The sequence below is a fragment of the Chromatiaceae bacterium genome (assembly GCA_024235395.1).
In the GTDB taxonomy this organism is placed as follows: domain Bacteria; phylum Pseudomonadota; class Gammaproteobacteria; order Chromatiales; family Chromatiaceae; genus Thiosocius.
The window spans coordinates 721,860-748,845 of the sequence record JACKMK010000002.1; the positions used below are offsets into that span (position 1 = coordinate 721,860).

Here is a 26,986-nt window from a genome sequence, read left to right on the forward strand (position 1 = left end):
CGCGTCGTCGGGGACCCCGGTAAGCTCCCCCGCAGAATGCACGCGCCGGAAGCCCATGACCTTTGTTGACAGCTACGCCGCGCGCCACCCATGGCGTGGCGTCACGGTGAACCTGCTGCTGTTGGCCGCGCTCGCACTGCTGGTCTACGGACTGCAGGCGCCGATCCTGACGCTCGAGAAGTTCTATTTCTTCAGCAACACCGTCAGCCTGTACGGTGCGCTGCAGACGCTTGCAGCGGAGCAGGAATGGGGGCTGTTCGCATTGGTGGGCACCTTCAGCGTGCTGTTCCCGGTGATCAAGATCGTGCTGCTGCTGCTGATATGGAATCTCGATGCGGCGTTCGGCGACGCCCACCGGCGCCACCTCGCCTGGCTCGCGGCGTACAGCAAATGGTCGATGCTGGACGTATTCGTGGTTGCGCTGCTCGTTGTATCGGTCAAACTCGGCGCGATGGCCCAGGCGCGCGTCGAGATCGGCGTCTATGCATTCGCCAGCAGCGTGATCCTGACCATGCTGCTGTCGAACTGGATCGGCCGCCATGCCGTCGAACCGCTCGCGTCGGCGCCGTCGAAACGATCGAACGAGGAGTGAAAGCGATGCATGTGACCCTGGTACACGTATTCGTAAAGCAAGCTCATCTCACCGAGTTTGTCGAGGCCTGCCACCTGAACCACGTGGGGTCGACCGCGGAACCCGGCAACCTGCGATTCGACATCCTGCAGGATGCAGCGGATCCAACGCATTTCGTGCTGTACGAGGCCTATGTCGACGAGTCGGCGGCCAAGGCACACAAGGAGACCGCGCACTATGCCGCGTGGCGCGACCGCGTGGCCGACATGATGGCCCGCCCGCGCGAGGGGCAGCCCTTCGTGGGGTTGTATCCGGTGGTTTGAATCCTTGCCCACCTTGGGGTCGCCACCCGCTGTGCGATACAATGCCCGGTTTACATCCGGGGGCCAGCATGCGCGACATCAATCCCATTACGAACAGCATCGCCGATCTGAGAGGGCGTCTCGCGTCCCTCAGGGGGTATCTTTGACTACGAGGGCAAGCAGGAGCGCCTGACCGAGGTCCAGCGGGAACTCGAAGACCCGGGTGTCTGGAACGATCAGGAACGTGCGCAGTCGCTCGGCCGCGAACGTGCCTCGCTCGAGGCGGTGGTGGTCAACATCGACGAGCTCAGTGCCGGCCTGGCCGATGCCGCCGATCTGCTCGGGATGGCGGTCGAAGAAGGGGACGCCGATACGGTCGACTCGATCGCCGCCGATGTCGAGGGCTTCGAGGAACGTATCGCCGAACTGGAGTTCCGCCGCATGTTCTCCGGCGAGCTGGACGAGGCGAATGCCTTTCTCGACATCCAGGCCGGTTCAGGTGGCACCGAGGCGCAGGACTGGGCCGAGATGCTGCTCAGGATGTACCTGCGCTGGGGCGAACAACACGGGTTCGGGACCGAACTGATGGAGGTCTCGCCGGGCGAGGTCGCCGGGATCAAATCGGCGACCATCCGCTTCGAGGGCGAGTACGCGTTCGGCTGGTTGCGTACCGAGACCGGTGTGCACCGGTTGGTGCGCAAGTCACCGTTCGATTCCGGCAATCGTCGGCACACCTCGTTCAGCTCGGTGTTCGTATCGCCGGAGATCGACGATTCCTTCGAGGTCGAGATCAATCCGGCGGATCTGCGTATCGACGTCTACCGCGCTTCGGGTGCCGGTGGACAGCACGTCAACCGTACCGAGTCGGCCGTGCGTATCACCCACCTTCCGACCGGTACGGTCACGCAATGTCAGAACGATCGCTCGCAGCACAAGAACAAGGACCAGGCGATGAAGCAGCTCAAGGCGAAGCTGTACGAGCTGGAGATGCAGAAGCGCAGCGAGTCGCAACAGGCGGTGGAAGACAGTAAATCGGATATCGGCTGGGGCAGCCAGATCCGCTCCTACGTGCTCGACCAGTCGCGCATCAAGGATCTGCGCACCGGTATCGAGACGGGCAATACCCAGGCAGTGCTCGACGGTGGCCTGGACCTGTTCATCGAGGCCAGCCTGAAGAGCGGGCTTTAGACAACGGAGAAGCCGCTGCGACGCGTCAACCATCGCGGTGCGTTGCGGCCACACAAGACATGACAGATCAGCAGCAAGACCAAAACAAACTGATTGCGCAACGGCGTGCCAAGCTCGCCGCGATTCGCGAGAACGGCAATGCGTTTCCCAACCGGTTCCGGCGCAATGTGCTGGCGGCCGAACTGCACGACCGGTTCGGCGACAAGAGCAAGGAAGAACTGGAACAGCTGCACCAGCGGGTCTGCGTCGCGGGCCGCATCATGGCGCAACGCGGTCCGTTCATCGTCATCCAGGACATGTCCGGTCGGATCCAGTTCTACGTCGACAAAAAGAAGCTGTCGCAGGAGATCCTCACCCGGATCAAGGGGTGGGACATCGGTGACATCGTCGGCGGTGAAGGACCGGTACACAAATCGGGCAAGGGTGACCTGTACGTCTATCTCGACGATGCGCAACTGCTGACCAAGTCGCTGCGCCCTTTGCCCGAGAAGTGGCACGGTCTGGCCGACCAGGAACAGCGGTACCGGCAGCGCTACGTCGACCTGATAGTGAACCAGGAGGCGCGCGATACCTTCATCCTGCGCTCGCGTATCATCGAGTACATCCGCCGCTATTTCGTCGACGCCGGCTTCCTCGAGGTCGAGACGCCGATGATGCAGGTGATCCCCGGTGGCGCCGCGGCGCGGCCGTTCGTCACCCATCACAATGCACTGGACATGGCGCTGTATCTGCGTATCGCGCCCGAGCTGTACCTGAAGCGCCTGGTGGTCGGTGGCTTCGAAAAGGTCTTCGAGATCAATCGCAATTTCCGCAACGAGGGGCTCTCCACGCGACACAACCCCGAGTTCACGATGATCGAGTTCTATGAGGCCTACGTCGATTATCACCACTGCATGGACCGCACCGAGGAACTGCTGCGCGGTATCGCGCAGAATCTGCTCGGGACCCAGCAGGTCGAATATCAGGGCGAGACCTACGATTTCGGCAAGCCGTTCGCCCGGATGTCCGTCAAGGAGTCGATCCTGCAATTCAATCCGGATATCGCGGCGGGCGACCTGGACGACCTCGGGCGCGCCACTGCGCACGCCCGGCGACTGGGTGTCGATGTAAAACCGAGTTACGGACTCGGCAAGGTGCAGGTCGAGATCTTCGAGAAGACCGTCGAGCATCGCCTCAAGGATCCGACGTTCATCACCGCGTATCCCACCGAGGTGTCGCCGTTGGCGCGGCGCAACGACGAGGATCCGTTCGTCACCGACCGCTTCGAGTTCTTCGTCGGCGGACGCGAGATCGCAAACGGCTTTTCCGAGTTGAACGACCCGGAAGACCAGGCCGAGCGGTTCCGTCACCAGGTCGAGGAAAAGGAGGCCGGCGACGAGGAGGCGATGCATTTCGACGCGGATTACATCCGGGCCCTTGAACACGGGCTGCCGCCTACTGCCGGCGAGGGCATCGGTGTCGACCGCCTGGTCATGCTGTTCACCAACTCACCGTCCATCCGCGACGTGCTGCTGTTCCCGCATATGCGCCTCGAGGCCTGAGCGGCATCCGCGCAATTTCTCTCCGTTGAGTGCGTCCACGCACGCCCGGCGCAATGTGCCGGACGTGCGCGATGACGCGTAAAAAATTGATCTCGATCAATAATCCCGTTCCAAATCTGAGGAATTATTGACAGCGTTTTGTCGCCGGCCTCCTCCGCAGTATCCAAGAATAATAAGGCGATCGAACCGGGAAGCGGTCATCACTGCCTAGGCCCACGTGGTCGAAAAGAAACCACTGCGGACACCTCGGGTGTCGGGGAGAAAAGACCGAATGACGGAACACAAACCCAGTCTTCGCAGACGTTCGATCGCATGGCTGTTGGCGGTCGGGGTTGTTATTGGCATCCTGTTTTGGGGTGGTTTCAACACGGCGATGGAGATGTCGAACGAGATGACGTTCTGCATCACCTGCCACGAGATGCGCGACACGGTGTACAAGGAATACCAGGAGTCCGTGCATTTCCGTAACCCATCCGGTGTACAGGCGACCTGCGCCGACTGCCATGTGCCGCGTAGCTGGGTCCACAAGGTCGCGCGCAAGATCCAGGCGACCGGCGAGCTCTACCACAAGGTCGTCGGTACCATCGATACACCGGAAAAATTCGAGGCCAAGCGCTGGGAACTGGCGAACCGCGTCTGGGACAAGATGCGTGCCACCGATTCGCGCGAGTGTCGCAACTGCCACCATTTCACCGCCATGGACCTCAGCGAGCAGGATCGATCGGCGCGTAAGAAGCATGCCGCAGCACCGGAAGAGGGAAAGACCTGCATCGACTGCCACAAGGGTATTGCGCACGAGTATCCCGACCGTCCGAAGGATGCCGACGAGGTCGCTTCGCGATGAAAGTGCAGCGTGCAATGTCAGTCTCGATCCTGCTGCTGGTCCTGCTCGCGCCCGCAGCGGCGGAACCGGACGAAGGGACCTTGTTGCGGGCTGCGCACGAGGGCAGGACCACGGATGTCGGGCGGTTGCTCGAATCGGGTACCGACGCCAATGCACGCAACACGCTCGGCAAGACAGCGTTGATGTTCGCTGCCGAAGAGGGTTACGAGGAGATCGTCGGACTGTTGTTGGAAAAAGGCGCCTACGTCAATGCGCAGACCAAATCCGGCTGTACCGCATTGTCGCTGGCTGCCGAGAATGGTCAGCTGCGCGTCGTCGAGCAGTTGTTGCACAGCCGTGCCGACGTGTCGATCAAGACGCGCGCTGGAGAAACCCCGCTGTTCATGGCCGCGCGCAGCGGCGTGGTCGAGATCCTCAAACGGCTGGTCGATGCGGGCGGCGATCCCGGCGCCAGGGACCGACACGGTCGGACGGCACTGATGGCGGCGGCCGAGAACGCGGAACCGGAAGCGGTGACTTTCCTATTGTCGCGCGGGGCCGTGCCGGATGCCGTGGATCGACACCACGCGAGTGCACTGATGTTTGCCGCAGCCGCGGGTCATCGTGCGGTGGTCGAGGCGTTGATCAGTGGCGGTGCGCCACTCGACCAACGCGACGATCTCGGTTCGACAGCGTTGCTGTGGGCCGCGGAGCTCGGTCGCGTGGATTCGACCGACGCGTTGCTGGAGGCCGGCGCGGACGTCAACGCGCGCAACAACGAAGGATGGACCGCGCTGTTCGAGGCCGCCTACAACGGTCACGCCGAGGTGGTCGAGGCACTGCTCGCCCGGCATGCCGACACGCTGATCAAGGATACGGCCGGCATGGCAGCGGCCGACTATGCCGCGGATCGTGGGCACCCGGCGATCGCATCGCGGCTACGTCAGGCGGGGCCACGGCAGGAGTGACCGCCAAGCGCCGTCGTCGCTGATCCCCACCTGATCAGGCGGCGCTGCGGAACGGACTGCGGCGCAGTCGACTGTGCACCTTGAGCGGCCGCAGCAGCAGCGATTTCGCGGTCATCGCTTCCGGTTGTTCCATGCCCATCAGTTGCAGCACGGTCGGCGCGATGTTCGACAGGCCGCCGACGCACGACAACTGCCAGGTGTCCTCGTCCATCACCAGGCAGGGGACCGGGTACACGGTGTGCTGGGTGTGCGGCTCGTCGGACAGCGGGTCGATCATCTCCTCGCAGTTACCGTGGTCGGCCGTCAGTATGACCGAATAGTCCGCGGCAACCGCCGCACCCAGCACCCGACCGACTTCCCGATCCAACGTCTCGACCGCCGCGATCACCGCGTCGCGCTCGGCGGTATGGCCCACCATGTCGCCGTTTGCGAAGTTCACCAGGATGAAGCCGTAGCGCGCGCTTTCGATCGCGTCGACGACTGCATCGGCGACCTTGGTCGCGCTCATCTCCGGCTGCTGATCGTAGGTGCTCACCTGCGGCGAGGGTACGACGTGTTGGCTCTCGGCCGGATATGGCTCGGCGCGCTGGCCGTTGAAGAAGAACGTCACGTGCGCGTACTTCTCGGTCTCGGCGCAACGGAACTGGGCGATGCCATGCGCGCTGACGACCTCGCCGAGCGTGGTGGCCGGGCGCTCCGGCAGGAACGCATAAGGGAGATCGTAGCGCTCATCGTAGGCCATCAGGCAGGTGACCCGGTTGAGTGGTGCGTCGCGGCGATCGAAGCCGTCGAAATCCGGCAGCCCCAGTGCGGCGACCAGCTGTCGCGGCCGATCCTTGCGGAAGTTGAAGAACACCACTTCGTCGTCGGCCCCGACCGGTTGGAACGGTGGCAGCAGGATCGGCTGGATGAACTCGTCGTTGTCGCCCGCCGCGTGCGCCGCCCGGATCGCGCTCTCCGGGGTCAGGGCGTGGTGACCCTCGCCGTGTACCAGTGCCCGCCAGGCCTTCTCGGTGCGATCCCAGCGCCGGTCCCGGTCCATCGCGTAGTAACGTCCCATCACGCTGGCGATCGCACCGCCGGCTTCGTGCAACGCAGGTTCCACGTCGGGCAGGAAATCCGGCGCCGAGCGCGGTGCCGTGTCGCGGCCATCAGTGATCATGTGCAGCAGGGGTCTCACGCCGTGCTGGTGGCAAAGGTCGATCAGCGCCCCAAGATGCTTGAGGCTCGAATGTACGCCCCCGTCTGAGACCAGACCGAGCAGGTGCAGCGGACGCCCGGCGGCAGCCGCACGCTCGACCGCCGCCAACAACGCCGGATTGCGGAAGAACTCGCCCTGGTCGATCGCATCGTCGATGCGCACGATGTCCTGGCGGACGATGCTGCCGCAACCCAGCGTCAGGTGTCCGACCTCCGAGTTGCCCATCTGTCCGTCGGGCAGGCCGACGGCCGGCCCCGAAGCGTGCAGCGCGGTGTGCGAATAGCGGGCGAAATAGGCGTCCAGATTCGGCGTGTTGGCGAGTGCGACCGCGTTGTTCAGACGTCCTGGATTGATGCCGAAACCGTCCATGATCACCAACACCACGGGACGGCGGGGAACACCGTTGAATCTGCTCATTGACTACACTGCCTCATCTGACGAGGCGCTGCCGGCCGCGAATGCCTGATGCGACGAGGCAGCGCTGTTCAACAAATAATAGACACGATTCGTGCCAGGGGTCTGCAGCGGGAAACCCGACGCTGTGACCGGTTTTTTGCGCATCAGTGCAGTGCGTCGGCGTCGCCGATGCTTCATGCCGGTGCGCGACGCGATCCTGTCACACAGCGGTGCCGGATACGTGGCATCCTTCGGCAGCGGGCCATCGGTTATTTGACGCTGGTCACTTAAGTCGCATTTGTAGGCGCCGGATCGTCCGGGGCCTGTAACGGCACGCGGAAAGCGTGCTAAATAGCAACGCGTCCGGACGGGGCAGTAAACACAAAGGAAGGGGGTCAGGTGAGTACTCAATTGGCGGGAAACGATCAGGCGAACACGCAAGCGGCGGGTCACAAATGGGTGTATGCGTTCTCGGAAGGTGACGGCAGCGACAAGAAACTGCTGGGGGGCAAGGGCGCCAATCTGTGCGAGATGACGCAGATCGGTCTGAACGTGCCGCCCGGGTTCGTGATCACCACCGAGGCCTGCCTGCATTTCCTGGATTCCGGCACCAAGACGGTCCCGGACGACATGATGAGCCAGGTCCGCGAGCATATGGCGCGCGTCGAGGCGGCGACCGGAAAGGGGTTCGGTGATCCGGCGAATCCATTGTTGGTTTCGGTGCGCAGCGGTTCGGCGATGTCGATGCCGGGGATGATGGACACGATTCTCAACCTCGGTCTGAACGCCGAGACCTTGCAGGGCGAGATCCGCCAGACCGGCGATCCGCGATTCGGTTACGACGCTTACCGGCGTTTCATCCAGCTGTTCGGCAAGGTCGCGATGGGCGTACCCGACGAGTTGTTCGACAGGGAGTTCGACCAGGTCAAGCAGGCGGCCAATGTCAAAGAGGATGTCGGTCTGTCGGCGGAAGATCTGAAAGACATCAGCGGTCGCTTCCTGCGGGTGTTCCAGGAACACACCGGTCGCCCCTTCCCCGAAGACCCGTACGAGCAGCTGGAGATCGCGATCAAGGCGGTGTTCGGCTCCTGGATGGGCAAGCGCGCGGTCGACTATCGGCGCGAGTTCAAGATCACCCCGGACATGGCCAACGGCACCGCGGTGAACGTCTGCACCATGGTGTTCGGTAACCGTGGCAACGATTCCGCGACCGGCGTTGCATTCACCCGCAACCCCGGGACCGGCGAAGACAAGCTGTACGGCGAGTATCTGGTCAACGCCCAGGGCGAGGACGTCGTGGCGGGCATCAGAACGCCGAAACCTATCCATCAGCTCGCGGTCGAGATGCCCGAGATGGCGCGTCAGCTCGACCAGCTGCGCGATCGCCTGGAGTCTCATTACAAGGAGATCCAGGATTTCGAGTTCACGATCGAGCGCGGGGTCCTGTACTGCCTGCAGACACGCAACGGCAAGATGAACGCGGTGGCGATGGTGCGCACCTCGGTCGAGATGGTGAACCAGGGCCTGATCACCAAGGAGCAGGCACTGCTGCGCATCAACCCGATGCACCTCGAGCAGATGCTGTATCCGCGCCTCAATCCGGGTTTCAAGGGCGAGCCGATGGCCCAGGGCCTGCCGGCGTCACCGGGCGCGGCATCGGGTTACGCGGTGTTCGACGCGGATCGCGCCGAGGTGCAGGGCAAGGACATGGGACGCCCGGTGATCCTGGTGCGCGAGGAGACCAAGCCCGAGGATATCCATGGCTTCTTCGCCTCGCAGGGCATCCTCACCAGTCGTGGCGGCAAGACCTCGCACGCCGCGGTGGTCGCACGCGGCATGGGCAAACCGTGCGTCGCCGGCGCCGAGGGCATCCATGTCGATGTGCAGCGACGCGAGGCGCACGTCGGATCGCACGTGATCCGCGAGGGCGAGATGATCACGATCGACGGGTCCAGCGGCAACGTCTACTTGGGTCAGGTGCCGATGGTCGAGCCGGAATTCTCCGATGAGCTGAAACGCCTGCTGCAGTGGGCGGACGAGTTCGCCTATCTGCGCGTGATGGCGAATGCCGACACGCCGGAAGATGCGGCGCGCGCGTTGAAGTTCGGCGCGCGCGGCATCGGCCTGTGCCGCACCGAACGCATGTTCAACGCGGTCGACCGTCTGCCGGTGGTGATCGAGATGATCGTCGCCGATACGCTCGAGCAACGCCAGGCCGCATTGGATCGCCTGCTGCCGATGCAGCGTGGGGATTTCCGTGCATTGTTCGAGACCATGGCACCGCGTCCGGTCACGATCCGTCTGCTCGATCCGCCGATCCACGAGTTCCTGCCCAGCGAGCGCCAGTTGCAGAGTGACATCGAACGACTGATGCACCTGCGTGATTCGGTGCAGGGCGTCGAGGTGCTGGCGGGATCCCTGATGCTGCTGGAGAGCGAGATGGCCAAATCCGGTCGCGATTCGATCAAGCAGATCGTCAGCCTGGAGATGGTCGAGGCGACCCTGGCGAAGAAAGAGCAGATGCTGCGCAAGGTGCGTGCGCTGACCGAGGTCAACCCGATGCTCGGTCATCGCGGCGTGCGTCTCGGGATCACCTTCCCGGAGATCTACCGGATGCAGATCCGTGCGATCCTCGAGGCCGAGGCCGAGTGCCTGAGCAAAGGGCTCGAGGTGCATCCGCAGATGATGGTGCCGCAGGTGTGTACCGCCGAGGAACTTCGCTGGATCAAGAAGTATGTCGACGAGATCCGCGCCGAGGTCGAGCAGAAGACCGGACAGACATTGACCTGCCGCTTCGGCACCATGATCGAGGTGGTACGTGCCTGTATGCGTGCCGAGTGTCTCGCCGGAGAGGCTGACTTCTTCTCGTTCGGCACCAACGACCTCACCCAGGCGACGTTCTCGTTTTCGCGTGAAGATGCCGAGAACAAGTTCCTGCCGATGTACAACGAGCGCGGCATCCTGCACGACAACCCGTTCGAGGTGCTGGACACCAAGGGCGTGGGCAAGTTGATGGAACTCGCGGTGCAGTGGGGGCGTTCGGCGAAGTCGGAACTCTCGGTAGGGATCTGCGGCGAACACGGCGGGCATCCGTCATCGATCGCGTTCTGTCACAAGGCCGGCCTCAACTATGTCTCCTGTTCGGCCCCGCGCGTACCGGTCGCGCGCCTGGCCGCGGCGCACGCGGCGCTGAGCAGCTGATCCGCTGAAGTGCGGTCGCCTGGCCCCGGGTCAGGCGGCCGCCAGATGGCGTTCGCTCAGCGCGAACATCAGCAGTGCCCACATCACGACACTGTTGTCACGCCGTCCGCTGTCGTGCTGCTGCTGCAGCTTGTGCAGGTATCCCGGGTTGAACAGCCCGTTTTCGGTCATCGCGGGTGCCAGCACCTCGCGGCGGTATTTCTCGCGCAGCGGTCCGCGGAACCACTCGGCCAACGGGATGGAGAAGCCCTGTTTGGGACGGTACATCACCTCATCCGGCAGGTAGGGCCGGAGGGCACGTTTGAACAGGTGCTTGCCATCGCCGCCGGACAGCTTCCACTCGGGCCGCAGACCGGACATCCACTCGACCAGCAGATGATCGAGCAGGGGTACCCGGACCTCGAGTGCATGCGCCATGCTGGCGCGGTCCACCTTGTGCAGAATGCCGACCAGGAAGGTTTTCAGGTCCAGGTATTGCACCAGTGACAGCGGATGGTCGGTAGGTGCCTGGGCGGCGTGTTCGCGCAGTACCTGGACCGCGTTGTATCCGGCGAGTTCACGTTTCAGCTCGGTGCTGAACAGCGACGCGCGCTGTCCGTCGGTCATGCGCGAGACGCTGTGGAACCAGGCGCCGACGGTGTCGCGGGCGAGGGACTGGAAGGTCGTCTTGGCACGCAGGAACTGAGGCGCCCAGTCCGCTTTCGGGTACAGGGCGCCGAGTGGTCCGAACACCGTACGGCGCAGCGCCAGCGGCAGACGACTGCGCAGCTGTTCCTCCGCCAGGTGCAGGCGGTAGCGCCGGTAACCGGCGAGGTTCTCATCGCCGCCGTCGCCGGACAACGCCACCGTGACGCGACGCCGGGCCGCTTCGCAGACGCGGTAGGTCGGCATCGCGGAGCTGTCGGCGAACGGTTCGTCGAAAAGCCAGCCCATCCTGTCGACCAGGTCGAAGTCGTCGGCCTTGACGGTGTCGGTCTGATGGTCGGTGTGATAACGCTCGGCGACCTTGCGTGCATGCTCGGTCTCGTCGAACGCCGCGACGTCGAAGCCGATCGCGCAGGTCTTGACCGGCTGCTGTATCAGGCCGGCCATCATCGCGACGATCGCACTGGAGTCGACGCCGCCGGACAGGAATGCGCCCAGCGGCACCTCGGCCACCAGCCGCACGGCGACCGCCTCGCGCAGGCGCTCGATCAATTCCTGTTCGGCATCGGCCTGGTCGGTCACGCCGTTGTCCGCAAAAGGGATGTCCCAGTACCGGTTGCTGCGCGGCAGGGTCGACTGACCCTGTTCGATCAACAGGGTGTGGCCGGGGGGGAGCTTGCGCACCGCGTCGAAGATCGTGCGCGGCTCGGGAATGTAACCGTAGGCGAAGTAGTCCTCGATGGCGCGCGGGTCACGGGCGCGTGGCAACTTCGGGTGTGGCAGCAGGGCCTTGAGTTCGGATCCGAAGACCAGGTGACCGTTGGGCAGCAACGCATAGTACAGCGGCTTGATACCGAGCCGGTCGCGGGCCAGGAACAGGTGCCGCCGGCGTTGATCCCAGATCGCGAACGCGAACATGCCGCGCAGGCGTTGCACGCACGCCGGTCCCCACGCCTGCCAGGCGTGGAGTATGACCTCGGTGTCGGAATGCGTGCGGAAACGGAACCCCAGTGCTTCCAACTCCGGGCGCAGCGCGGTGAAGTTGTAGATCTCGCCATTGAATACGATCGCCAACGAGCGGTCGTCGTTGAACAGCGGTTGCTGGCCGCTGGCGATGTCGATGATCGACAGGCGACGATGACCCAGTGCGACACCTGGCTCGACATGAATGCCCGATTCGTCCGGGCCGCGGTGGGTGATCGCGTCGGTCATCCCGCGGATCAGTTCCGCAGGCGGTGGATCCATGCCCCGAGTGTCAAAGATTCCGGCAATACCACACATGTTGCGTCAATGCGCGATGCCGCGCTGTTGCATGAGTCGGTCGTACACGCCGCCGTAGGCGGCGATCATCTGCTTCATACTGAATTGCTCGGCCACGCGCCGGCAACCGGCGTCGCCGTGGCGCTGCCGCAGATCCGGATCTCCTGCGTACCCGGCCATCTGATCGGCGAGCGCCTGTGCGTCGCCGGCCGGCACCCGTACCCCGGTGCGACCGGCCTCTACCAGTTCGGCGTTGCCGCCAACGTCGGTCGCGATCACCGGCAGGCCACTGGCCATCGCCTCGAGAATCGTATTCGAGATACCTTCGGCGAGCGAGGGCAGCACGAACACGTCGAAGGCACGCATCAGCTCGGGTATGTTGTCCGCGCTGCCGGGCAGCCAGGCCTGCCCGCTGAGTCCCGCGTCCGCGAGCATCGCCAGGCACGGGTCCCGCAGCGGACCGTCGCCGACCATCACCAGGCGCATGCGCCCGGCCAGTTCCGGCCGCTGTTGGCAGAGCGCGATGAACGCGGCCGTCAGATTCCCCTGATCCTTGACCCCGTGCATGCGCCCGACCGTACCGAAGACGACGTCGCCGCCCGCCGCGAAACCGGGAGGGAGAACCGTGCTGCGTCCGGCATGAAAGCGGGCGTTGTCGACCCCGTTGTAGATGCGGCTCACCTTGTCCGCGGCGATCCCGACACGTCGCACCAGGTAGTCTTCGAGTTCCCGCGACAGGGCGATGAACCGTTGCACCAGCGGACTGTGCAGGCGGCGCAGCCAGCGATAGCCGCGGCGGCTGCCGTCCGGGTCGCTGACGTCCCAACCGTGTTCGCCGTGCACCCGGCACGGGACGCGTGCCAGCCAGGCCGGGATCTGCGCCTCCAGGCATCCGATGTTTCGACTGTGCACGACGGTCGGACGGATTTCGCGAAACAGCTGGTAAAGACGACCCCACATCGCGAAGTCGTGGCCTGGGCGCTTGTGCATCTCGTAGATCGCGACATCACCACGCAGGATACGGTCACGGAACGCGGTCGCCTCGGTCAGACAGACAATGGCGTGGCGGTAACGGTCGGCGGGCATCTGGTTGACCAGGTTCACGACGCCGTTCTCGAGTCCGCCGACCTGCAGGCGGTAGATCACATGGGCAATCAGCGGAGGCGCGTCGTCGCTGACGGCAGCAGGCGGCAAGTTCGGGCCCCCAGAGGTTAGCGGACAGTGCAGGGTGGCGTGATTATCGCAGCCGCGCCGGCCCTGTGAAAGACCGGGCGCGGCATGCGCCCGATCAGCCTTCCAACATGTTGCGGACCTCGGCGATCTCGTCCGCCGAACCTTCCATGTCGACGATCACGACCTCCGGTTCCATGCCGATCTTCGCGAACGCAGGTACGTTCGACCAATCGGCGTCGCTGCCGGCGCGACCCTTCAATGCGAGGTTCTGCAAACGGGCGACCGTCACGACGTCGGCGTAGGTCGGCGCCGGGCCGGGGTCGTAGCTCAGGTCCTGGCAGGCGACGGGGATGTTCGCCAGCGATGAGGCGAAGTTCCAGTGCTTCAGGATCGTCGCACCGATGTCCGGTCCGAGTTCGCCGATCAGGTCGGAGAGTAATTCAGGATCGATGTTGAAACCGAATTCGTCTTCGAGCTTGGTGAGGATAGGCAATGCCCCGATATTGTGGATCAGGCCACCGAGCATCGCTTGTTCGTTCTCGAGCATCGGGAGGTTGTTCGCCAGCACGCGGCTGATGGCAGCGACCTGCAGGCTGTCGTCCCAGATCACCCGGAACTGTCGGTCGAGTGCCTCCGAGGTCGCCTGGAAGATCTGTTTCATCGCCAGGCTCACGACCAGGCTGCGGACCATCTTAAGGCCGAGCCGTGTGACCGCCTGCTGGATCGAGTCGATCTCGACCCGGCCCCGGTAGAGTGGGCTGTTGGCCACCTGCAACAGGCGCGCCGACAGCGCCGGGTCACTGGCGACCATGCGTGCGATCGCGCCGGCGTTGCTGTTCTCGCTTTCGACCTCGTCGCGCACCCGCAACGCCACCTCGGGGAGGGTCGGCAGCTGGATGCGGTTGTGTTCGATATCGTCGCGGATCTCTTGCGCCAGGTTGTTGGCCTTAGCTGCGTTGAGCATGGGGGCTCCGTCGTAGGGTGATCGATACCAGTACTGCGGACGGGAGGCGCAAAACTTGAGTGTAAACGGGCGATTTCAGCCCGCGTCAGTCGCGGGAAACGGGTAGGGCAGTGCGCGCAACTCGAGGACCGGTCCGGAAGCGTCGCGCAGGCGGACGTCACCGGCCTCGGCACTGCTGATCTGGAGCACCGCGAGCACCTCGAAACCGCCGTCCGGTGACGGTGCGGCGGCGACGATCCGCCCGGCACCTTGGCCGGATTCGCTGCTTGGCGAGTAGACCTCGGTGCCAGGTTGCGGCCGTTCCTCGCCGGAGATGTGGGCGTGATACATGCGGCGTTTGAGTTTGCCGAGGTACTGCATGCGCGCGACCACTTCCTGGCCAGTGTAACAACCCTTGGTGAAACTCACCCCGCCGATCAGCTGCAGGTTCGCCATCTGTGGCACGAATGCCTCGACCGTGTCGTCGAACACGTTCGGCAGCCCGGCGCGGATGTCCATCAAGGTCCAGAAATCGGGTCCGGTCGGTTGTGCCCCGGGGAGGGCCTGCGAATACAGTTCGGCAAGCCTCTGCGGCGGGCCCAGTACCTCGAATCGTGGGCGGTCGCCGGGGACCCGGATCACGCTCAGTCCGTCGCGGGTGATGCAGCCCTTGTCGGCCGTCGGCGCGAACGGCAACAGTGCCGCCGCACAGTCGCCGGTGAGGCCGAAACGCGCCAGTTCGTCGCTCGCGTCGGCCAGCGTCACCTGGGCGCGCAGCACGAACATCTGCAAGCGCTTGAGGATCGCGTCGCGGCGCTCGACCGGCAGCTGCAGGTACAGGTCGTCACCGCGTTGCAGTATCCAGAAACTGCCGAGCATGCGGCCCTTCGGGCTGCAATAGCTGCTCAGTTGCGCCGTTTCGGGTGTGACCAGGTTGATGTCATTGGTCAGTTGGCCCTGCAGGAAGGTGCGCACGTCGGGGCCGGCAGCGCGGATCAGTCCGAAGTGCGAGAGATCCGTGATCGCGCAGTCGGGAAATGCCCTTGCCGGCGGCGGGTTTTGCGAGACGAGTTGCTGCCAGGTGTTCATGTTTAAGGGGTTCGCAGGTTCGGCTCGTGGCCGTATCGAAACGGGAAAGCGGTATGATAGCGAATTCCCCCCGCCGATTGATCTTCCAAACCAAGGGATTTTTCGTGTCTTCTGCTGCACTGCGCCCCGGCTGTCTGGTCCTGTACAAGATCCACCCCGCGATCGTCAGCGGCGTCAGCGACAAGATCGAGATTCAGTTGGCCGGCGGCAAGTCGAAGCGCGTGCGCGACAAGGACGTGGTGCTGCTGCACCCGGGGCCGCTGACCAGCCTCGGGGCCCTGGATGCGGGCGAGGCGGCGATCGACGAGGCCTGGGAACTGCTCGAGGGCGAACAGGTGGCGTTGGCGGAACTGGCGGAGTTCCTGTACGGCGAATTCACCCCCGCAGCGGCCTGGGGGGCCTGGGGCATCCTGCAGGACGGCCTGTACTTCGAAGGCGACCCCGAGCGTATCCAGCGGCGCAGCGAGGAGGCGGTGAATGCCGAACGCGAGGTGCGCGAGAGCAGGCAGCGTGCGGAGCGCGAGTGGGCCGGGTTTCTCGAGCGGGTGGATGCCGGGCGCCTCGAGGACGAGGATCGCAAGCGCCTCGCCGAGGTCGAACGGGTCGCGTTCGGCACCGCGGAGCACAGCCGCATCCTCGCGGCCTTCGACCTGCCGGCCACCACGGAGGCCGCGCACCGTTTCCTGATCCGTTGCGGTTACTGGGACCCGCACCACAATCCCTGGGCGGCGCGCGCCGGCGCCCGGCTCGAGCCGGTCGAGATTGGGGTGCCGGAGCTGCCCGACGAGCCACGCCGCGACCTCACCGGGCTGGATGCCTGGGCGATCGACGACGCCGGCAATCAGGATCCGGACGATGCACTGAGCATCGACGGCGAGCGCCTGTGGGTGCACATCGCCGATGTCGCCGCGCTGGTGCGACCGGGTGGGCACGCCGATCTCGCCGCACGGGAGCGCGGGGCCAATCTGTATCTGCCGGAACGCATCCACACGATGCTGCCGGAGACCGTGACCCACCGTCTCGGACTGGGCCTCGCTGAGCGATCGCCGGCGTTGTCGTTTGCTTTCGGTTTCGTCGACGGTCAGCTCAGCGACATCGAGGTCGTGCCTTCGTGGGTATGCGTGCAGCGCGCGACCTACGACGAGATCGATGCGCGGATGCACGAGTCGCCGTTCGCCGAGATACGCCGGTTCACCGATGCGTTCCGCGCACGGCGCATCGCCAGTGGCGCGGCGCGCATAGACCTGCCCGAGGTGTCGGTGCGTTTGGTCGATGGCGAGGTGTCGATTCGTCCGCTGCCCAAGCTGGCGAGCCGCGACATGGTCACCGACGCGATGCTGATGGCGGGCGAGGCGGCGGCACGTTTTGCCCAGGCCAACGGCGTGGCGATCCCGTTCGTCGCACAGCCGGCACCGGACAGCGTGATGCAACCCGGCTCGCTGGCCGAGATGTATGCCTACCGTCGCCTGTTCAAGCCGAGTCGGGTGACCCTGGAGGCGGCACCGCATTTTGGACTCGGCCTCGAAATGTACGCGCGCGCGACCAGCCCGCTGCGGCGATACGCCGACCTCCTGGTGCATCAGCAGTTGCGCGGATTCGTGACCGGTTCGACGATCCTGTCCAGCGACCAGGTCCTCGAGCGTGCGGCCGGCCTGGAGGCGGCGGGCGGCGTGATTCGACGCGCCGAGCGCACCTCGAACCTGCACTGGAAGCTGGTGCACCTCGCGCGCCACCCGCAGTGGCAGGGCGACGCCGTGGTGGTCGGTCTCGAGGAGCGCAAGACCCTGGTGATCATTCCCGAACTGGCGCTCGAAACGCGCATCCGAAGTGCACCGGAACACGCCCTGAACCAGGTCCTCAGGCTCGCGGTTCGCGAGGTCGACGTACCCGCGCAGTCGGTCTACTTCCGCGTCGTCGGTTGACGACGGCACCGGCACCGGCACCGGCACCGGCGGCGCGCGGCGACGGGGGTCTGCGGCTAGAGAATTCGCGCCAAGTCCGTATACTTCGCGTCTTCGCTGCTTGGTGATCTTCCGGAGACTGACAATGACCGCGACAGGCGGGCCCGGGCCCGACAAGAATACTGGCGTCACGAAGCCCTCGGAGGATTTTGCCGCCTATTGTGAGGCCGAATTCGATCGCCGCCTGAACTCCGGTGAGCCGTTCAACCAGGCGCAATACCGCAAGGCGATGGACATGGTGCTGGATCGCCTGGTCAGGCTCGAGACCGAGGGCAAGCCATGATCATCAACAAGATCCGTGCGCGCAACGTACTGAAGTACGCGGAATTGTCGATCGATCTCGCCGAGCGTGGCCTGATCGCGATCAGCGGCCGCAACGAGTCGGGTAAGAGCAGCATCGGCGAGACCGTGTGTTTCGCGTTGTTCGGCCGCACCTTCTCGATCCCACCCGACGAGATAGAAAAGGTCGTGCGCTGGGGCGAAAACCACTGCAGCGTGACGCTCGAGTTCTCGGTCGAGGATCAGCGCTACGAACTGGCCCGTTTCCTGGACCGCGACGGCATGCACAGTGCCAAGCTCGCATTGTCCGGCGACATCGAAAACCCGATCGCACGCGGTGTGGGGGCGGTTGCCGACGCACTGTTCGCGATCCTGGGTTTCGAATACGAGGAATTCGTCGAGTCCTTCTACCTGGCCCAGCGCGAGATCACGACGCCACACCCGCACAGCCAGGCAATCAAGATCATGGCGGGCGTCGCACCGCTGGAACAGGTGGTGCACAGCCTGCAGGACGAGATCGCCGAGCGTGAGGATCTGCTCGGGGAGATCCGCGCCGAGTGGGAATCCGTCGATCAGGACGTCCAGGCGCTCGGCATCCAGGACGGCCGTATGCCGCGTCTGGAAGACGAGCGTCATCACACCAGTGTACAGATCGAACAGGTCAATGCGCTGGTCGACGAGATCAATGTCGAACTCGACCGTTACGCCGCGAACGCGGCACAGATCGAGCGTGCACGCAGCGCCAGTGGACGTGTGGGCTTTCTGCGGTTTCTGGTATTGCTGCTGGCGCTCGCCAGCGGTGGCCTTTGGGCCTTGTTGACCTATGCCGGGCATCTGCCGCAGGCCGAACTCGCCCGCGAGTTGTTGGCGCGGCATGTCCCGCAATGGAACGATCAGAAGGTCCTGTGGATCGGTTATCTCGCCGCGGGCCTGGGTGTGTTGTTCCTGTTGTTGTGGATCCGCAAGGCGGGTATCCGGCGCCGGATCGCCGAACTCACCGCGCAGGGTGCTCAGCTTGCCGGCGTACTGGCGCAGGCTCGCGCGATCGATATCGAAGACATACCTGAAGAGGAAGGCCTGGCAACCGAGTCCGACATGGATGACGAAACGCCGGGCGAGCACGATGATCCGTCGATGCATGCGCCGGCAAGACCGGACGATGCAGAGTATCAGGCCGTGCACGGACAGCTGGACGGGGCGAGGTCGCCAGTGCGGGTGGCACAGGATTACTGCGAGCGCGAAGCGGCCTGGCTGACCTACGTCGGCGACCGTCTCAATGCGCAGATCGCAGAACTCGACATCGAGATCGACGACGAGGAATCACGCCTGCAGGAAGCGTTGAATCTGTCCGAGGTGCTCAACGGATTGACCGACAAGCGGGAAGATATCGAAGAGCGCATCGCCTGTCGTCAGCGTGGCCTCGAGCTGCTGCACGGTGCCATCCTGCACCTGTCGAACACCTTCAATCGTGATGTGAAGGAGCTGGTCGGGCGCCTGTTGCCGTTGTTCACCGACGGTCGCTACGAGCATCTGCAGATCGACGAAGGCCTCAATGTGCGGGTGTTCTCGAGCGAGAAACGCGATTTCATGGACCTCGACGAGGTCTCCAGCGGCACCCAGCGCCAGATCATGCTGGCGCTGCGTCTGGCGTTGTCCAAGAAGCTGCTCGGTCGTACGGTCAAGGGCCGGCAGTTCGCATTCCTCGACGAACCCTTTGCGTTCTTTGACGACGAGCGCACGCGCCGTGCCCTGTACGCCCTGACCGACCTCGGCGACGACATCAGCCAGGTCTGGATCGTCGCGCAGGACTTCCCGCAGAACTGCCAGGTCAAATTCGACACCAAGATCTTCTGCGAGCGTGGCAGCAATACCCTAACGGTGGCCGGCTGATGTAGAATGCGCGACTCGCGACCTGGTGTCGCACCCATGCCGCGAAATCCGGAGAGGTGGCTGAGCGGTTGAAAGCGCACGATTCGAAATCGTGTTTACGTTAGCGCGTAACGAGGGTTCGAATCCCTCCCTCTCCGCCAATAAACAAAAGGGCCCCCGCGTGGGGCCTTTTTGTTTATCAGGGGTGCGGAGGCTTGATGAGACAGGTTCGCCCGGAGCGAACTTGAACGGCGCCGCTTTTTCGGCGCCTGCCCGCAGGGCGGAAGCCATGGATGGCTGGAGTAGCCCTTCGGTTCGATAAAGAACGCAGGAAGCATTCTTGACCGCGCTTGCGCGGCCCCAAGGGCGAGGCGCAGGGGAGCGCCGAGTCAATACCTCCCTCTCGGCCGATCGACTCCACAGCCCCACCGGCCATTGGTCGGTGGCGCCGGCTAAACTGAGTCTGCGGGCAGACGACGAGGCCAACGGCCTGGTGGTGGCCATGCGCATGCAACTTCCAGCTTCACAGCGTTCCGTGCCGTCACCGGGGTGGCTGATTCGCCCTCCAGTGCGCGGTCACGATATCGGGGGGGTGTCGCAGCCGCCAGCCGTGCAGGACTCGGCGCGCGCCACGCCGGGCACCGGCCAACCGTTGGCAGCGGCCACTCGGACGGCATTCGAACCGCTGTTCAGACATGACTTCAGTCAGGTGCGTGTACACGCCGGCAGCCGGGAAGACGCCCTGCTTTCGGCTCGCGGGGCGAGCGCCTGTACGGTCGGTTCCGACCTGTTGTTCGCCCATGGCCAGTACCGACCCGATGCGCCCCACGGGCGACGTCTGATCGCGCATGAGCTGGCCCACGTGGTCCAGCAGGCCGGTGGCCGCGGTGCGCCGGGTATGGCGCGAGAAAGCGAGGCGGGCCAGGCCGCTGAAAAAGCGGTCAACGGCATGCACGCGCCGGTCGCTGCGGGAACGGTGACGCATGGTACGCCCCAGTTCAAGGACGACGACCATGCGGCGACCACACCCAGGCAATTCATCGAACGCTTCGAGAATGTGTGGGGAAAGAATCTCAAGGAGGGCGCCCTGGCAGCGGCGCTCTATGAACTGGCCTGGCAATCCCCGCGCCACTACGCATTCGTACTGGAGGTCTTCGGCGCGCTGGACGCGGAAAATCAGCTGCAGGTGGCGACGGCTTTCTTCAAGCAACTCTCGAGCGATACGTGGCTGGCTGAGCTGGCACTGACGCCCAGCGGCCGTACCCTGTTGACCGGCATTGCGAATCTGCTGCCGACACGCGACGCGCAGCGCCGCCGGGTCGAAAAGATCGTGGCCGCCGGTCCACAGAACGAGCGCGAGCAGGAGCGCAAACAGGCCATCGACCGGCTGAAAAGAGAAGGCGGGAATGTCGATCTGACCTTCTACACCCACTATGAAGGCATGGACATGGCCGAGTATCTGCTCGAAGGCATGGCCAAAGGTCGTGTAAAAGACAAACGCACCGACGCAGCGTTTCCGATGGCGGCGTTCGATGACATCGGCGCGGCGCTGGCGTTCATCGCCCGGCGCCACCAGGACGCCACCGGCTTCGTGCGCGGATTGCATCTGATGGGGCATGGCACCGAAGACCACTTCGGTTTCGGCGAGCACTACTACAGCAGCGCCTACCTCAACAAGAACTACACCAGCGGGCAGTTCGCCGGGTACATGGCTGACGGCGCCACGGTCTACCTGGAAGGTTGCGACGTGGCCAAGGGCGAGGCGGGCAAGCGCTATCTGCAGGCGGTGGGGCGAATATTCTTCGGCAGTGAAAAGGCCGGTTTTCTCAAGGGCAACACCTGCAAGGTGATCGGCATGGGCGAGATGACGGAATGCGAGCCCCGTACGCTGCGCTGGCCTTCGGATTTCTGACGACCACGGCAAAGCGGCCGGCTGCACGCGGGGCCAACGGTCCAATGAGGATTCGGACGGCTGTTGGGGTATGCTCCGCGGGTCGCAGCTTCGCGTGGATCACCCGGGTCGCCGGGAGCGCGTCGTCGACCGATGAACTGTTGCCACCCTTGAGGACACGCTGATGCGCATTCTGCATACGATGCTGCGGACCGGTGACCTGCAGCGCTCGATCGATTTCTACACCGGGGTACTCGGCATGCGCCTGCTGCGCCAGAAGGAGTATCCGGATGGCAAGTTCACGCTGGCGTTTCTCGGCTATGGTGACGAAACGGATCACACCGTCATCGAACTGACCTACAACTGGGGCGTGGACCGGTACGAGATGGGCAATGCCTACGGCCACATCGCGATCGAGGTCGATGACGTCTACCGTGCTGCAGATCAGATAAAGGCACGCGGCGGCAAGATCCTGCGCGAGGCCGGGCCGATGAACGCCGGCACGACGATCATCGCGTTCGTCGAGGATCCCGACGGCTACCCGATCGAGCTGATCGGCCGCAAGGGCCATTGACGGTCAACGATAGACTCCGACGCGTACTGTGGGGCATCGGGGCGGGCTCGGTAGCGCGCCCGCGATCACCGCGCGGGCCGTTGTATCTGCACGATGTACGCAACACAAACGAAAGCCCCGCCGGGGTGGCGGGGCTTTGCGTCTGCGCAGTCATCCGGGGACCGCGCGATGGCGTCTCAGATCACCGCCTTGCCGCGCGCCGGCTCACCGCGCGACTACCGACGATACCCGCCAGCAGCAACAGTGCCGTGGCCGGTACCGGCACCTGCGTGTCGCGTGGGGTCACGGCGATATCCAGGATGGTCTCCCAGCCCTGCGGATCGGTGGTCCTGAGGGGCGCCGCGTCGAAGAAGTCCCAGCCGATGTAAGTGAGGCCGGCAGAGAACCATGCCACGCTGGCCGCACCGCCGGTCTGGTAGACGGTGTTGGCGGCCGCAACGCCGGTCAGACCGGAGGTGCCACTGAGATTCGGCAGGCTGGCCGGTCCACCGGCGAACGGGGTTGCCGCGGCGGCGGCGGTAATGCTGCTGCTCGACGCGGTCGAAAAATCGGTCTCGCCGAACGCGGTGCCGAGCAGCGCGTTGACCATCGCGGCGCCGAATCCGTCGCCCGTGGTGTAGTAACTGCCCACAACGACGACCTGACCACCCGACGCCATGAAGCCGGTGATCTCAGCAATCGCAGTCGCACTCAGTGCCGAGGAGAGGTCACCGTTCTCTTGTTCCGGGATCACCAATGCATCGGCGCCGCTCAACGCGGTACCGAAGACGCCGTCCGCGGTGCCGGTGAAGGTGCTCACTGTGTGGCCGAGCGTGGTGCTCAACACGGCCTGGATGTTGTCGGACTCCTCGGCGACGAAACTGGCATCGTCAAACACCGCGACGGCGGCTGCACCGGCGCCCTGACTGGCGAACAGCGCCAGCGCCAACGAGGCGCCGCCAAAAAATTTCGAAAGGCCTGTTATTTTCATTCGGATCATTCTCCAGTGTCTTGACGCCGGTTCGGCCCGGCGTCGATTCGTGAAACGACTTTGGGGCTTTACGCAAAAATAGTGCCGGATATGAAATTTCCTTATTCGACAGTGACCTAGGGTGCCGATCGGCGAGCCCCCGGGCAATTCGCGGTAAAGGTGTTAAATAATTCGACAAATCAGGAGCTTCCGTCTGATTCGTTACGTGACTAATTAGGAAATCCGATCCCAGGCTGGCACCCGGGGGGTGGCGCTTTGTCGACCGCCGCACCCAGGTGGATGCATGCCCCAACCGACACTTTGGATGAGCGCCGCTCAGGGTGACACGTTTCGGCGCGGTGAAGACAGGGGGCGCTTACGGGCGGTAAGTGGCGAGCCGGGTGACAGGACGCCCAACGACCGCCGCTACGCGACCAGTTCGGCCTTGTCGACCGGCAGTCGGTAGAGGCGCCTGCCGGTCGCCGCGGCGATCGCGTTGATTACCGCCGGGGCGACCGGCGGCACGCCCGGTTCGCCGATCCCGGTCGGTGGCTCGGCCGATGGGACGATGTGGACCTCGACCTGCGGCATCTCGTCGATCCGGATCGGCGCATAGCCGTCGAAGTTGCCTTGTTCGACCCGGCCGTCGCGGAGCGTTATCGCACCGTGCAGGACCGCCGACAACGCGAAGCCCACGCCGCCCTCGACCTGCGCACGGACGTTGTCCGGGTTGATCGCGATACCGCAGTCGACGCCACAGACGATGCGCTCGACCTTGACGCTGCCGTCGGGCGCGACGCTGACCTCGGCGACCTGCGCAACAAAGCTGTTGAACGACTCGTGCACCGCGACACCGCGTCCGCGCCGCTCGCCTTTGCGGCCCGGTGGCAAGGCATTGCTCCAACCGGCCTTGTCTGCCGCCAACTGCAGTGCCGCCGCATGCCGGGGGTGGCCGTCGAGCAGCTGCAGGCGCCACTCCACCGGGTCCCGGCCGGCGATCGCGGCAACCTCGTCGAAGAATGCCTCGGTCGAAAACGCGGTATGCGACGAGCCCACGGAGCGCCACCACAACACCGGGATACCGATGTCCGCCGGTGAATGCAGATCGACCGCCAGGTTTGGGATCGCGTAGGGCAGGGTGGATGCGCCTTCGACCGAGACTGCGTCGATGCCGTCCTTCACCAGCATCTTTTCGAACGGTGAGCCGGTCACGATCGATTGGCCGACCAGGCGATGCTGCCAGCCGACCAGTTGGCCTGCGCTGTCCAGCGCGGCCCGCAGCTTGTGATAGAACGCCGGTCGGTAGTAGCCACCGCGCATGTCGTCTTCGCGCATCCAGACCAGTTTGACCGGTGCGCGCCCGTCGATGGCCTTGACGATCTGCGCGGCCTCCAGCAGATAGTCAGAATCCTTGCATGCCCGACGACCGAAGCTGCCGCCGGCGAACAGCGTATGAATGCCGACCTGCTCCGGCTGCAGGCCGAGTAGCGCCGCCACCGCGTGTTGGTCACCGGTATGCAACTGCTCGCCGTTCCATATCTCGCAGCCCCCGTCGGTGAGCCGCATGACGCAGTTCATCGGCTCCATCGCGGCATGCGCGAGATAGGGAAACTCGAACGCCGCCTCGACGGTCCGCGCCGCACCGGCGAAGGCCTGGTCGGGGTCGCCATCCATGCGGGCGCTGAGCCCCGGTTGCCCGGCAAGTTCGCGATAGCCCGCGACGATTTCGTCACTGCCGCGCTTAAAGGCGTGGCTGTCGTCCCACTCCACTTCCAGCGCATCGCGCCCCTTTTTTGCCGACCAGGTATCGTGGGCCAATACCGCGACGCCTTGCGGGATCTGCACGACATCGACCACGCCGTTCACGGCCTTCGTCGCGGTAGCGTCGAAGGTCTTGACCTCGCCACCGAACCACGGGGGATGCGCGACCACGGCGACCAGCATGCCGGGCAGCTGCACGTCCTGGGTGAAAAGCGCACTGCCGTCGGTCTTGGCAGCGCTGTCGACGCGCGGCGCAGACTTGCCGATCAGCTGGAAGTCGCGCGGATCTTTCAGCCTGACGTCCTGCGGTACCGGCAGCGTGGCTGCCGCTTCCGCCAGCTCGCCGAAGGTCGCAGTGTTACCGGAGCCGGAATGCCGGACGACGCCCTTGTCGACCGTGATCTCATCGGCCGGCACCTGCCAACGGGCGGTCGCCGTGGCGACCAGCATCGCCCGTCCGGCCGCACCAGCCTTGCGCATCTGCTCCCAGGAATTCGCCATCGCGGTACTGCCGCCGGTGCCCTGTGCAGATCCCCAGAACAGATTGTTGTAACGGGTCGCATCCGCCGGGGCACTCTCGACCCGGACCTGTGCCCAGTCGGCGTCGAGCTCCTCGGCAAGCAGGGTCGCCAGCCCGGTGTAGGTACCCTGGCCCATCTCCAGGTGCTTGGAGATCACGGTCACGGTGTTGTCGGCACCGATACGCAGAAAGGCGTTCGGTTCGAACAGCATCTCGCCGACCGCGCGGTCGCCGGCCTTCCCCGGGCCGGCCTCGGCGGCGGCCGTGGCGACGCCGGGCAGGCACAGGCCCAACGTCAGTCCCGCGCCGGCCTGGAGAAAATGTCGACGACTCAGGTTCGCAATGATGTGCCGGTCGATCGGGGTGGCGTCACTCGTGTCGGTCATGGTGGTCCCCCTCAGGCCAGCGTCTTGGCCGCATCGTGGATCGCCGCGCGGATCCGCAGATAGGTGGCGCAGCGACAGATGTTCCCGTTCATCGCGCCATCGATGTCGGCGTTGCTCGGGCTGGGGTTGTGACTGAGCAGTGCAACCGCGCTCATGATCTGCCCCGACTGGCAGTAGCCACACTGCACGACGTCACGTTGACGCCAGGCCTGCTGCACCGCTCGACCGATCGGGTCGCGACCGACTGCCTCGATGGTGGTGATCTCGGCGTCGACTGCGGCCGATACCGGGAGCGAGCACGAACGCACCGCGGCACCGTCCAGATGAACCGTGCAGGCGCCGCACAGGCCGACGCCGCACCCGTACTTGGTGCCGGTCATCTGCAGCCTGTCCCGCAGCACCCAGAGCAGCGGCGTGTCGGGTTCGACATCGACCGAATGTGCCTGACCGTTGATGTTCAATTCGATCATGAGACGGCTCCCGTGATGCGTGCGCGGTGACGTCGGGTCCGCGGTCGTCGACGCATGGACCTAGTCTGGACCATGCGATCGAGCGCCTGCTTATCCGGATTGCAGGGTTATTTGCTGCCGGGTCTCCGGCCAGGCGCCGTTGCGCACCGCGGTCAGCGAACCAGCTTGGTGGTGCCGAACCAGCGCTTGCCCAGTTCCTCGATCCCCTTGGTCCCATGCATCCGGTCGAGGAAGTTCTCGGTCCAGTTGATGAACTGTGCATCGCCGGCAGGCAGGGCGATGCCGATCGGTTCGTAGGTCAACAGCGAGAACACCGATACGAACCCGGCGTCCGGATGGCTTTTCAATGTCGACAGGCAGATCGGATAGTCGGTCAGCAGGCCATCGGCCGCATCGTCGGCGACCAATGCAGCGGCCTTGCCGTAGTCGTCGATGCCGAACAGGGTTGCCTTCGGAAACAGCTCGCGCGCGAAGTCCTCGCTAGTCGACCCGGCGAGCACCGCGAGCCGGGTTTCCGGCGAATTGAGATCATTCGATTCCTCGGCAGCGGCCAGGGCCTTGTTCTTGGTCACGATGCACTTGCCGGATACCAGGTAAGGTCCAACGAAGGCGACGCGCAGGTTGCGCTGTGCAGTGATCGTCATGTTGGAAATCACCACGTCGACCTGGCCTGTCTGGAGGGCAGGCAGCAGTTCGGTGAACGGCAGCACGCGGACTTCGAGCTTCACACCCATCAGGTCGGCCATCACCCGCGCCAGGTCCACATCGAAGCCGGTCGCCCTGCCGTTCGCGTCGACCAGGCTCATCGACGGCATATTGCCCGACGTGCCGAGTACCAATACACCCCGGTTCACGATGCGGTCGATCGCCGATGCATCCGCTGCCGACGGTTGGGAACATGCGATGACGAACAGGGCGAAGCAGGCCAACAGGCGCGCGAACGGGGTGCGATGCATCGGGATACCCTCTGGTAGTCCAAAACAATGGGGGTGAGTGACCTGCGAACTTAGCAGATGAGGCCGCCG

General features: G+C 64.5%; 21 protein-coding genes and 1 tRNA gene. 13 read left to right on the forward strand and 9 right to left on the reverse strand.

Going from position 1 to position 26,986, the window contains the following annotated elements; translation table 11 throughout:
* The first annotated feature begins 55 nt into the window (after window positions 1–55).
* The 6 genes from H6955_11420 (at window position 56) to H6955_11445 (ending at window position 5,393) form a co-directional block, all read left to right on the forward strand.
* Window positions 56–592, forward strand: coding sequence for a paraquat-inducible protein A (locus tag H6955_11420; protein MCP5314165.1), 537 nt, complete (start codon window positions 56–58; stop codon window positions 590–592).
* 5 nt (window positions 593–597) lie between these two features.
* Complete coding sequence (locus H6955_11425) at window positions 598–894, forward strand: antibiotic biosynthesis monooxygenase (GenBank protein ID MCP5314166.1); 297 nt, start codon at window positions 598–600, stop codon at window positions 892–894.
* Between the two features lie 68 nt (window positions 895–962).
* A protein-coding gene (gene prfB, locus H6955_11430; GenBank protein ID MCP5314167.1) for a peptide chain release factor 2 occupies window positions 963–2,061 on the forward strand; the annotation gives its coding sequence in 2 pieces (ribosomal slippage) (window positions 963–1,037 and window positions 1,039–2,061; 1,098 coding nt in all).
* 59 nt (window positions 2,062–2,120) lie between these two features.
* A complete protein-coding gene (gene lysS / locus H6955_11435) occupies window positions 2,121–3,602 on the forward strand; it encodes a lysine--tRNA ligase (protein MCP5314168.1) in 1,482 nt (493 codons plus the stop codon).
* A 271-nt stretch (window positions 3,603–3,873) separates the two neighbouring features.
* Window positions 3,874–4,446, forward strand: a complete 573-nt coding sequence (locus H6955_11440; protein ID MCP5314169.1) for a NapC/NirT family cytochrome c — start codon at window positions 3,874–3,876, stop codon at window positions 4,444–4,446.
* A 14-nt stretch (window positions 4,447–4,460) separates the two neighbouring features.
* The gene (locus H6955_11445) at window positions 4,461–5,393 is read left to right on the forward strand and encodes an ankyrin repeat domain-containing protein (GenBank protein MCP5314170.1); all 933 of its coding nucleotides are present in this window, start codon (window positions 4,461–4,463) and stop codon (window positions 5,391–5,393) included.
* Between the two features lie 34 nt (window positions 5,394–5,427).
* On the opposite strand, the gene H6955_11450 is transcribed toward H6955_11445, so the two are convergent.
* The gene (locus H6955_11450) at window positions 5,428–7,011 is read right to left on the reverse strand and encodes a 2,3-bisphosphoglycerate-independent phosphoglycerate mutase (GenBank protein MCP5314171.1); all 1,584 of its coding nucleotides are present in this window, start codon (window positions 7,009–7,011) and stop codon (window positions 5,428–5,430) included.
* Between the two features lie 390 nt (window positions 7,012–7,401).
* Between H6955_11450 and H6955_11455 the strand changes: the two genes are divergently transcribed.
* Window positions 7,402–10,191 (forward strand): pyruvate, phosphate dikinase, encoded by a 2,790-nt coding sequence (locus tag H6955_11455; GenBank protein MCP5314172.1) that lies wholly within the window; start codon window positions 7,402–7,404, stop codon window positions 10,189–10,191.
* Window positions 10,192–10,221: 30 nt separating this feature from the next.
* On the opposite strand, the gene H6955_11460 is transcribed toward H6955_11455, so the two are convergent.
* From H6955_11460 to H6955_11475, 4 genes are all read right to left on the reverse strand, one after another.
* A complete protein-coding gene (locus H6955_11460) occupies window positions 10,222–12,117 on the reverse strand; it encodes an amidotransferase 1, exosortase A system-associated (GenBank protein ID MCP5314173.1) in 1,896 nt (631 codons plus the stop codon).
* A gap of 6 nt (window positions 12,118–12,123) precedes the next feature.
* Complete coding sequence (locus tag H6955_11465; protein ID MCP5314174.1) at window positions 12,124–13,290, reverse strand: TIGR03088 family PEP-CTERM/XrtA system glycosyltransferase; 1,167 nt, start codon at window positions 13,288–13,290, stop codon at window positions 12,124–12,126.
* A gap of 94 nt (window positions 13,291–13,384) precedes the next feature.
* Complete coding sequence (locus H6955_11470; GenBank protein MCP5314175.1) at window positions 13,385–14,233, reverse strand: HDOD domain-containing protein; 849 nt, start codon at window positions 14,231–14,233, stop codon at window positions 13,385–13,387.
* Between the two features lie 75 nt (window positions 14,234–14,308).
* Entirely contained in the window at window positions 14,309–15,301 is a 993-nt protein-coding gene (locus H6955_11475) for a folate-binding protein YgfZ (protein MCP5314176.1), read from the reverse strand.
* 53 nt (window positions 15,302–15,354) lie between these two features.
* Between H6955_11475 and H6955_11480 the strand changes: the two genes are divergently transcribed.
* From H6955_11480 to gloA, 6 genes are all read left to right on the forward strand, one after another.
* Window positions 15,355–17,223 (forward strand): RNB domain-containing ribonuclease, encoded by a 1,869-nt coding sequence (locus tag H6955_11480; GenBank protein MCP5314177.1) that lies wholly within the window; start codon window positions 15,355–15,357, stop codon window positions 17,221–17,223.
* Between the two features lie 124 nt (window positions 17,224–17,347).
* Window positions 17,348–17,545, forward strand: coding sequence for a hypothetical protein (locus tag H6955_11485; GenBank protein MCP5314178.1), 198 nt, complete (start codon window positions 17,348–17,350; stop codon window positions 17,543–17,545).
* Window positions 17,542–19,431, forward strand: a complete 1,890-nt coding sequence (locus tag H6955_11490; protein ID MCP5314179.1) for an AAA family ATPase — start codon at window positions 17,542–17,544, stop codon at window positions 19,429–19,431. Before H6955_11485 ends, H6955_11490 begins: the two co-directional genes overlap by 4 nt.
* Window positions 19,432–19,481: 50 nt before the next feature.
* Window positions 19,482–19,571: transfer RNA gene (locus H6955_11495), tRNA-Ser, on the forward strand.
* A 431-nt stretch (window positions 19,572–20,002) separates the two neighbouring features.
* The gene (locus H6955_11500; GenBank protein ID MCP5314180.1) at window positions 20,003–21,322 is read left to right on the forward strand and encodes a DUF4157 domain-containing protein; all 1,320 of its coding nucleotides are present in this window, start codon (window positions 20,003–20,005) and stop codon (window positions 21,320–21,322) included.
* Window positions 21,323–21,485: 163 nt separating this feature from the next.
* On the forward strand, window positions 21,486–21,875 hold the full coding sequence (gene gloA / locus H6955_11505; protein ID MCP5314181.1) for a lactoylglutathione lyase: 390 nt from the start codon (window positions 21,486–21,488) through the stop codon (window positions 21,873–21,875).
* A 181-nt stretch (window positions 21,876–22,056) separates the two neighbouring features.
* Here gloA and H6955_11510 read toward each other — a convergent pair whose 3' ends face one another.
* The 4 genes from H6955_11510 to H6955_11525 all read right to left on the reverse strand — a co-directional run bounded on the left by H6955_11510 (window position 22,057) and on the right by H6955_11525 (window position 26,917).
* A complete protein-coding gene (locus H6955_11510; GenBank protein MCP5314182.1) occupies window positions 22,057–22,845 on the reverse strand; it encodes a hypothetical protein in 789 nt (262 codons plus the stop codon).
* A gap of 405 nt (window positions 22,846–23,250) precedes the next feature.
* Window positions 23,251–25,491 (reverse strand): xanthine dehydrogenase family protein molybdopterin-binding subunit, encoded by a 2,241-nt coding sequence (locus H6955_11515; GenBank protein ID MCP5314183.1) that lies wholly within the window; start codon window positions 25,489–25,491, stop codon window positions 23,251–23,253.
* Between the two features lie 11 nt (window positions 25,492–25,502).
* The gene (locus H6955_11520; GenBank protein MCP5314184.1) at window positions 25,503–25,961 is read right to left on the reverse strand and encodes a (2Fe-2S)-binding protein; all 459 of its coding nucleotides are present in this window, start codon (window positions 25,959–25,961) and stop codon (window positions 25,503–25,505) included.
* Between the two features lie 152 nt (window positions 25,962–26,113).
* Entirely contained in the window at window positions 26,114–26,917 is an 804-nt protein-coding gene (locus H6955_11525; protein ID MCP5314185.1) for a transporter substrate-binding domain-containing protein, read from the reverse strand.
* Window positions 26,918–26,986: the final 69 nt, after the last annotated feature.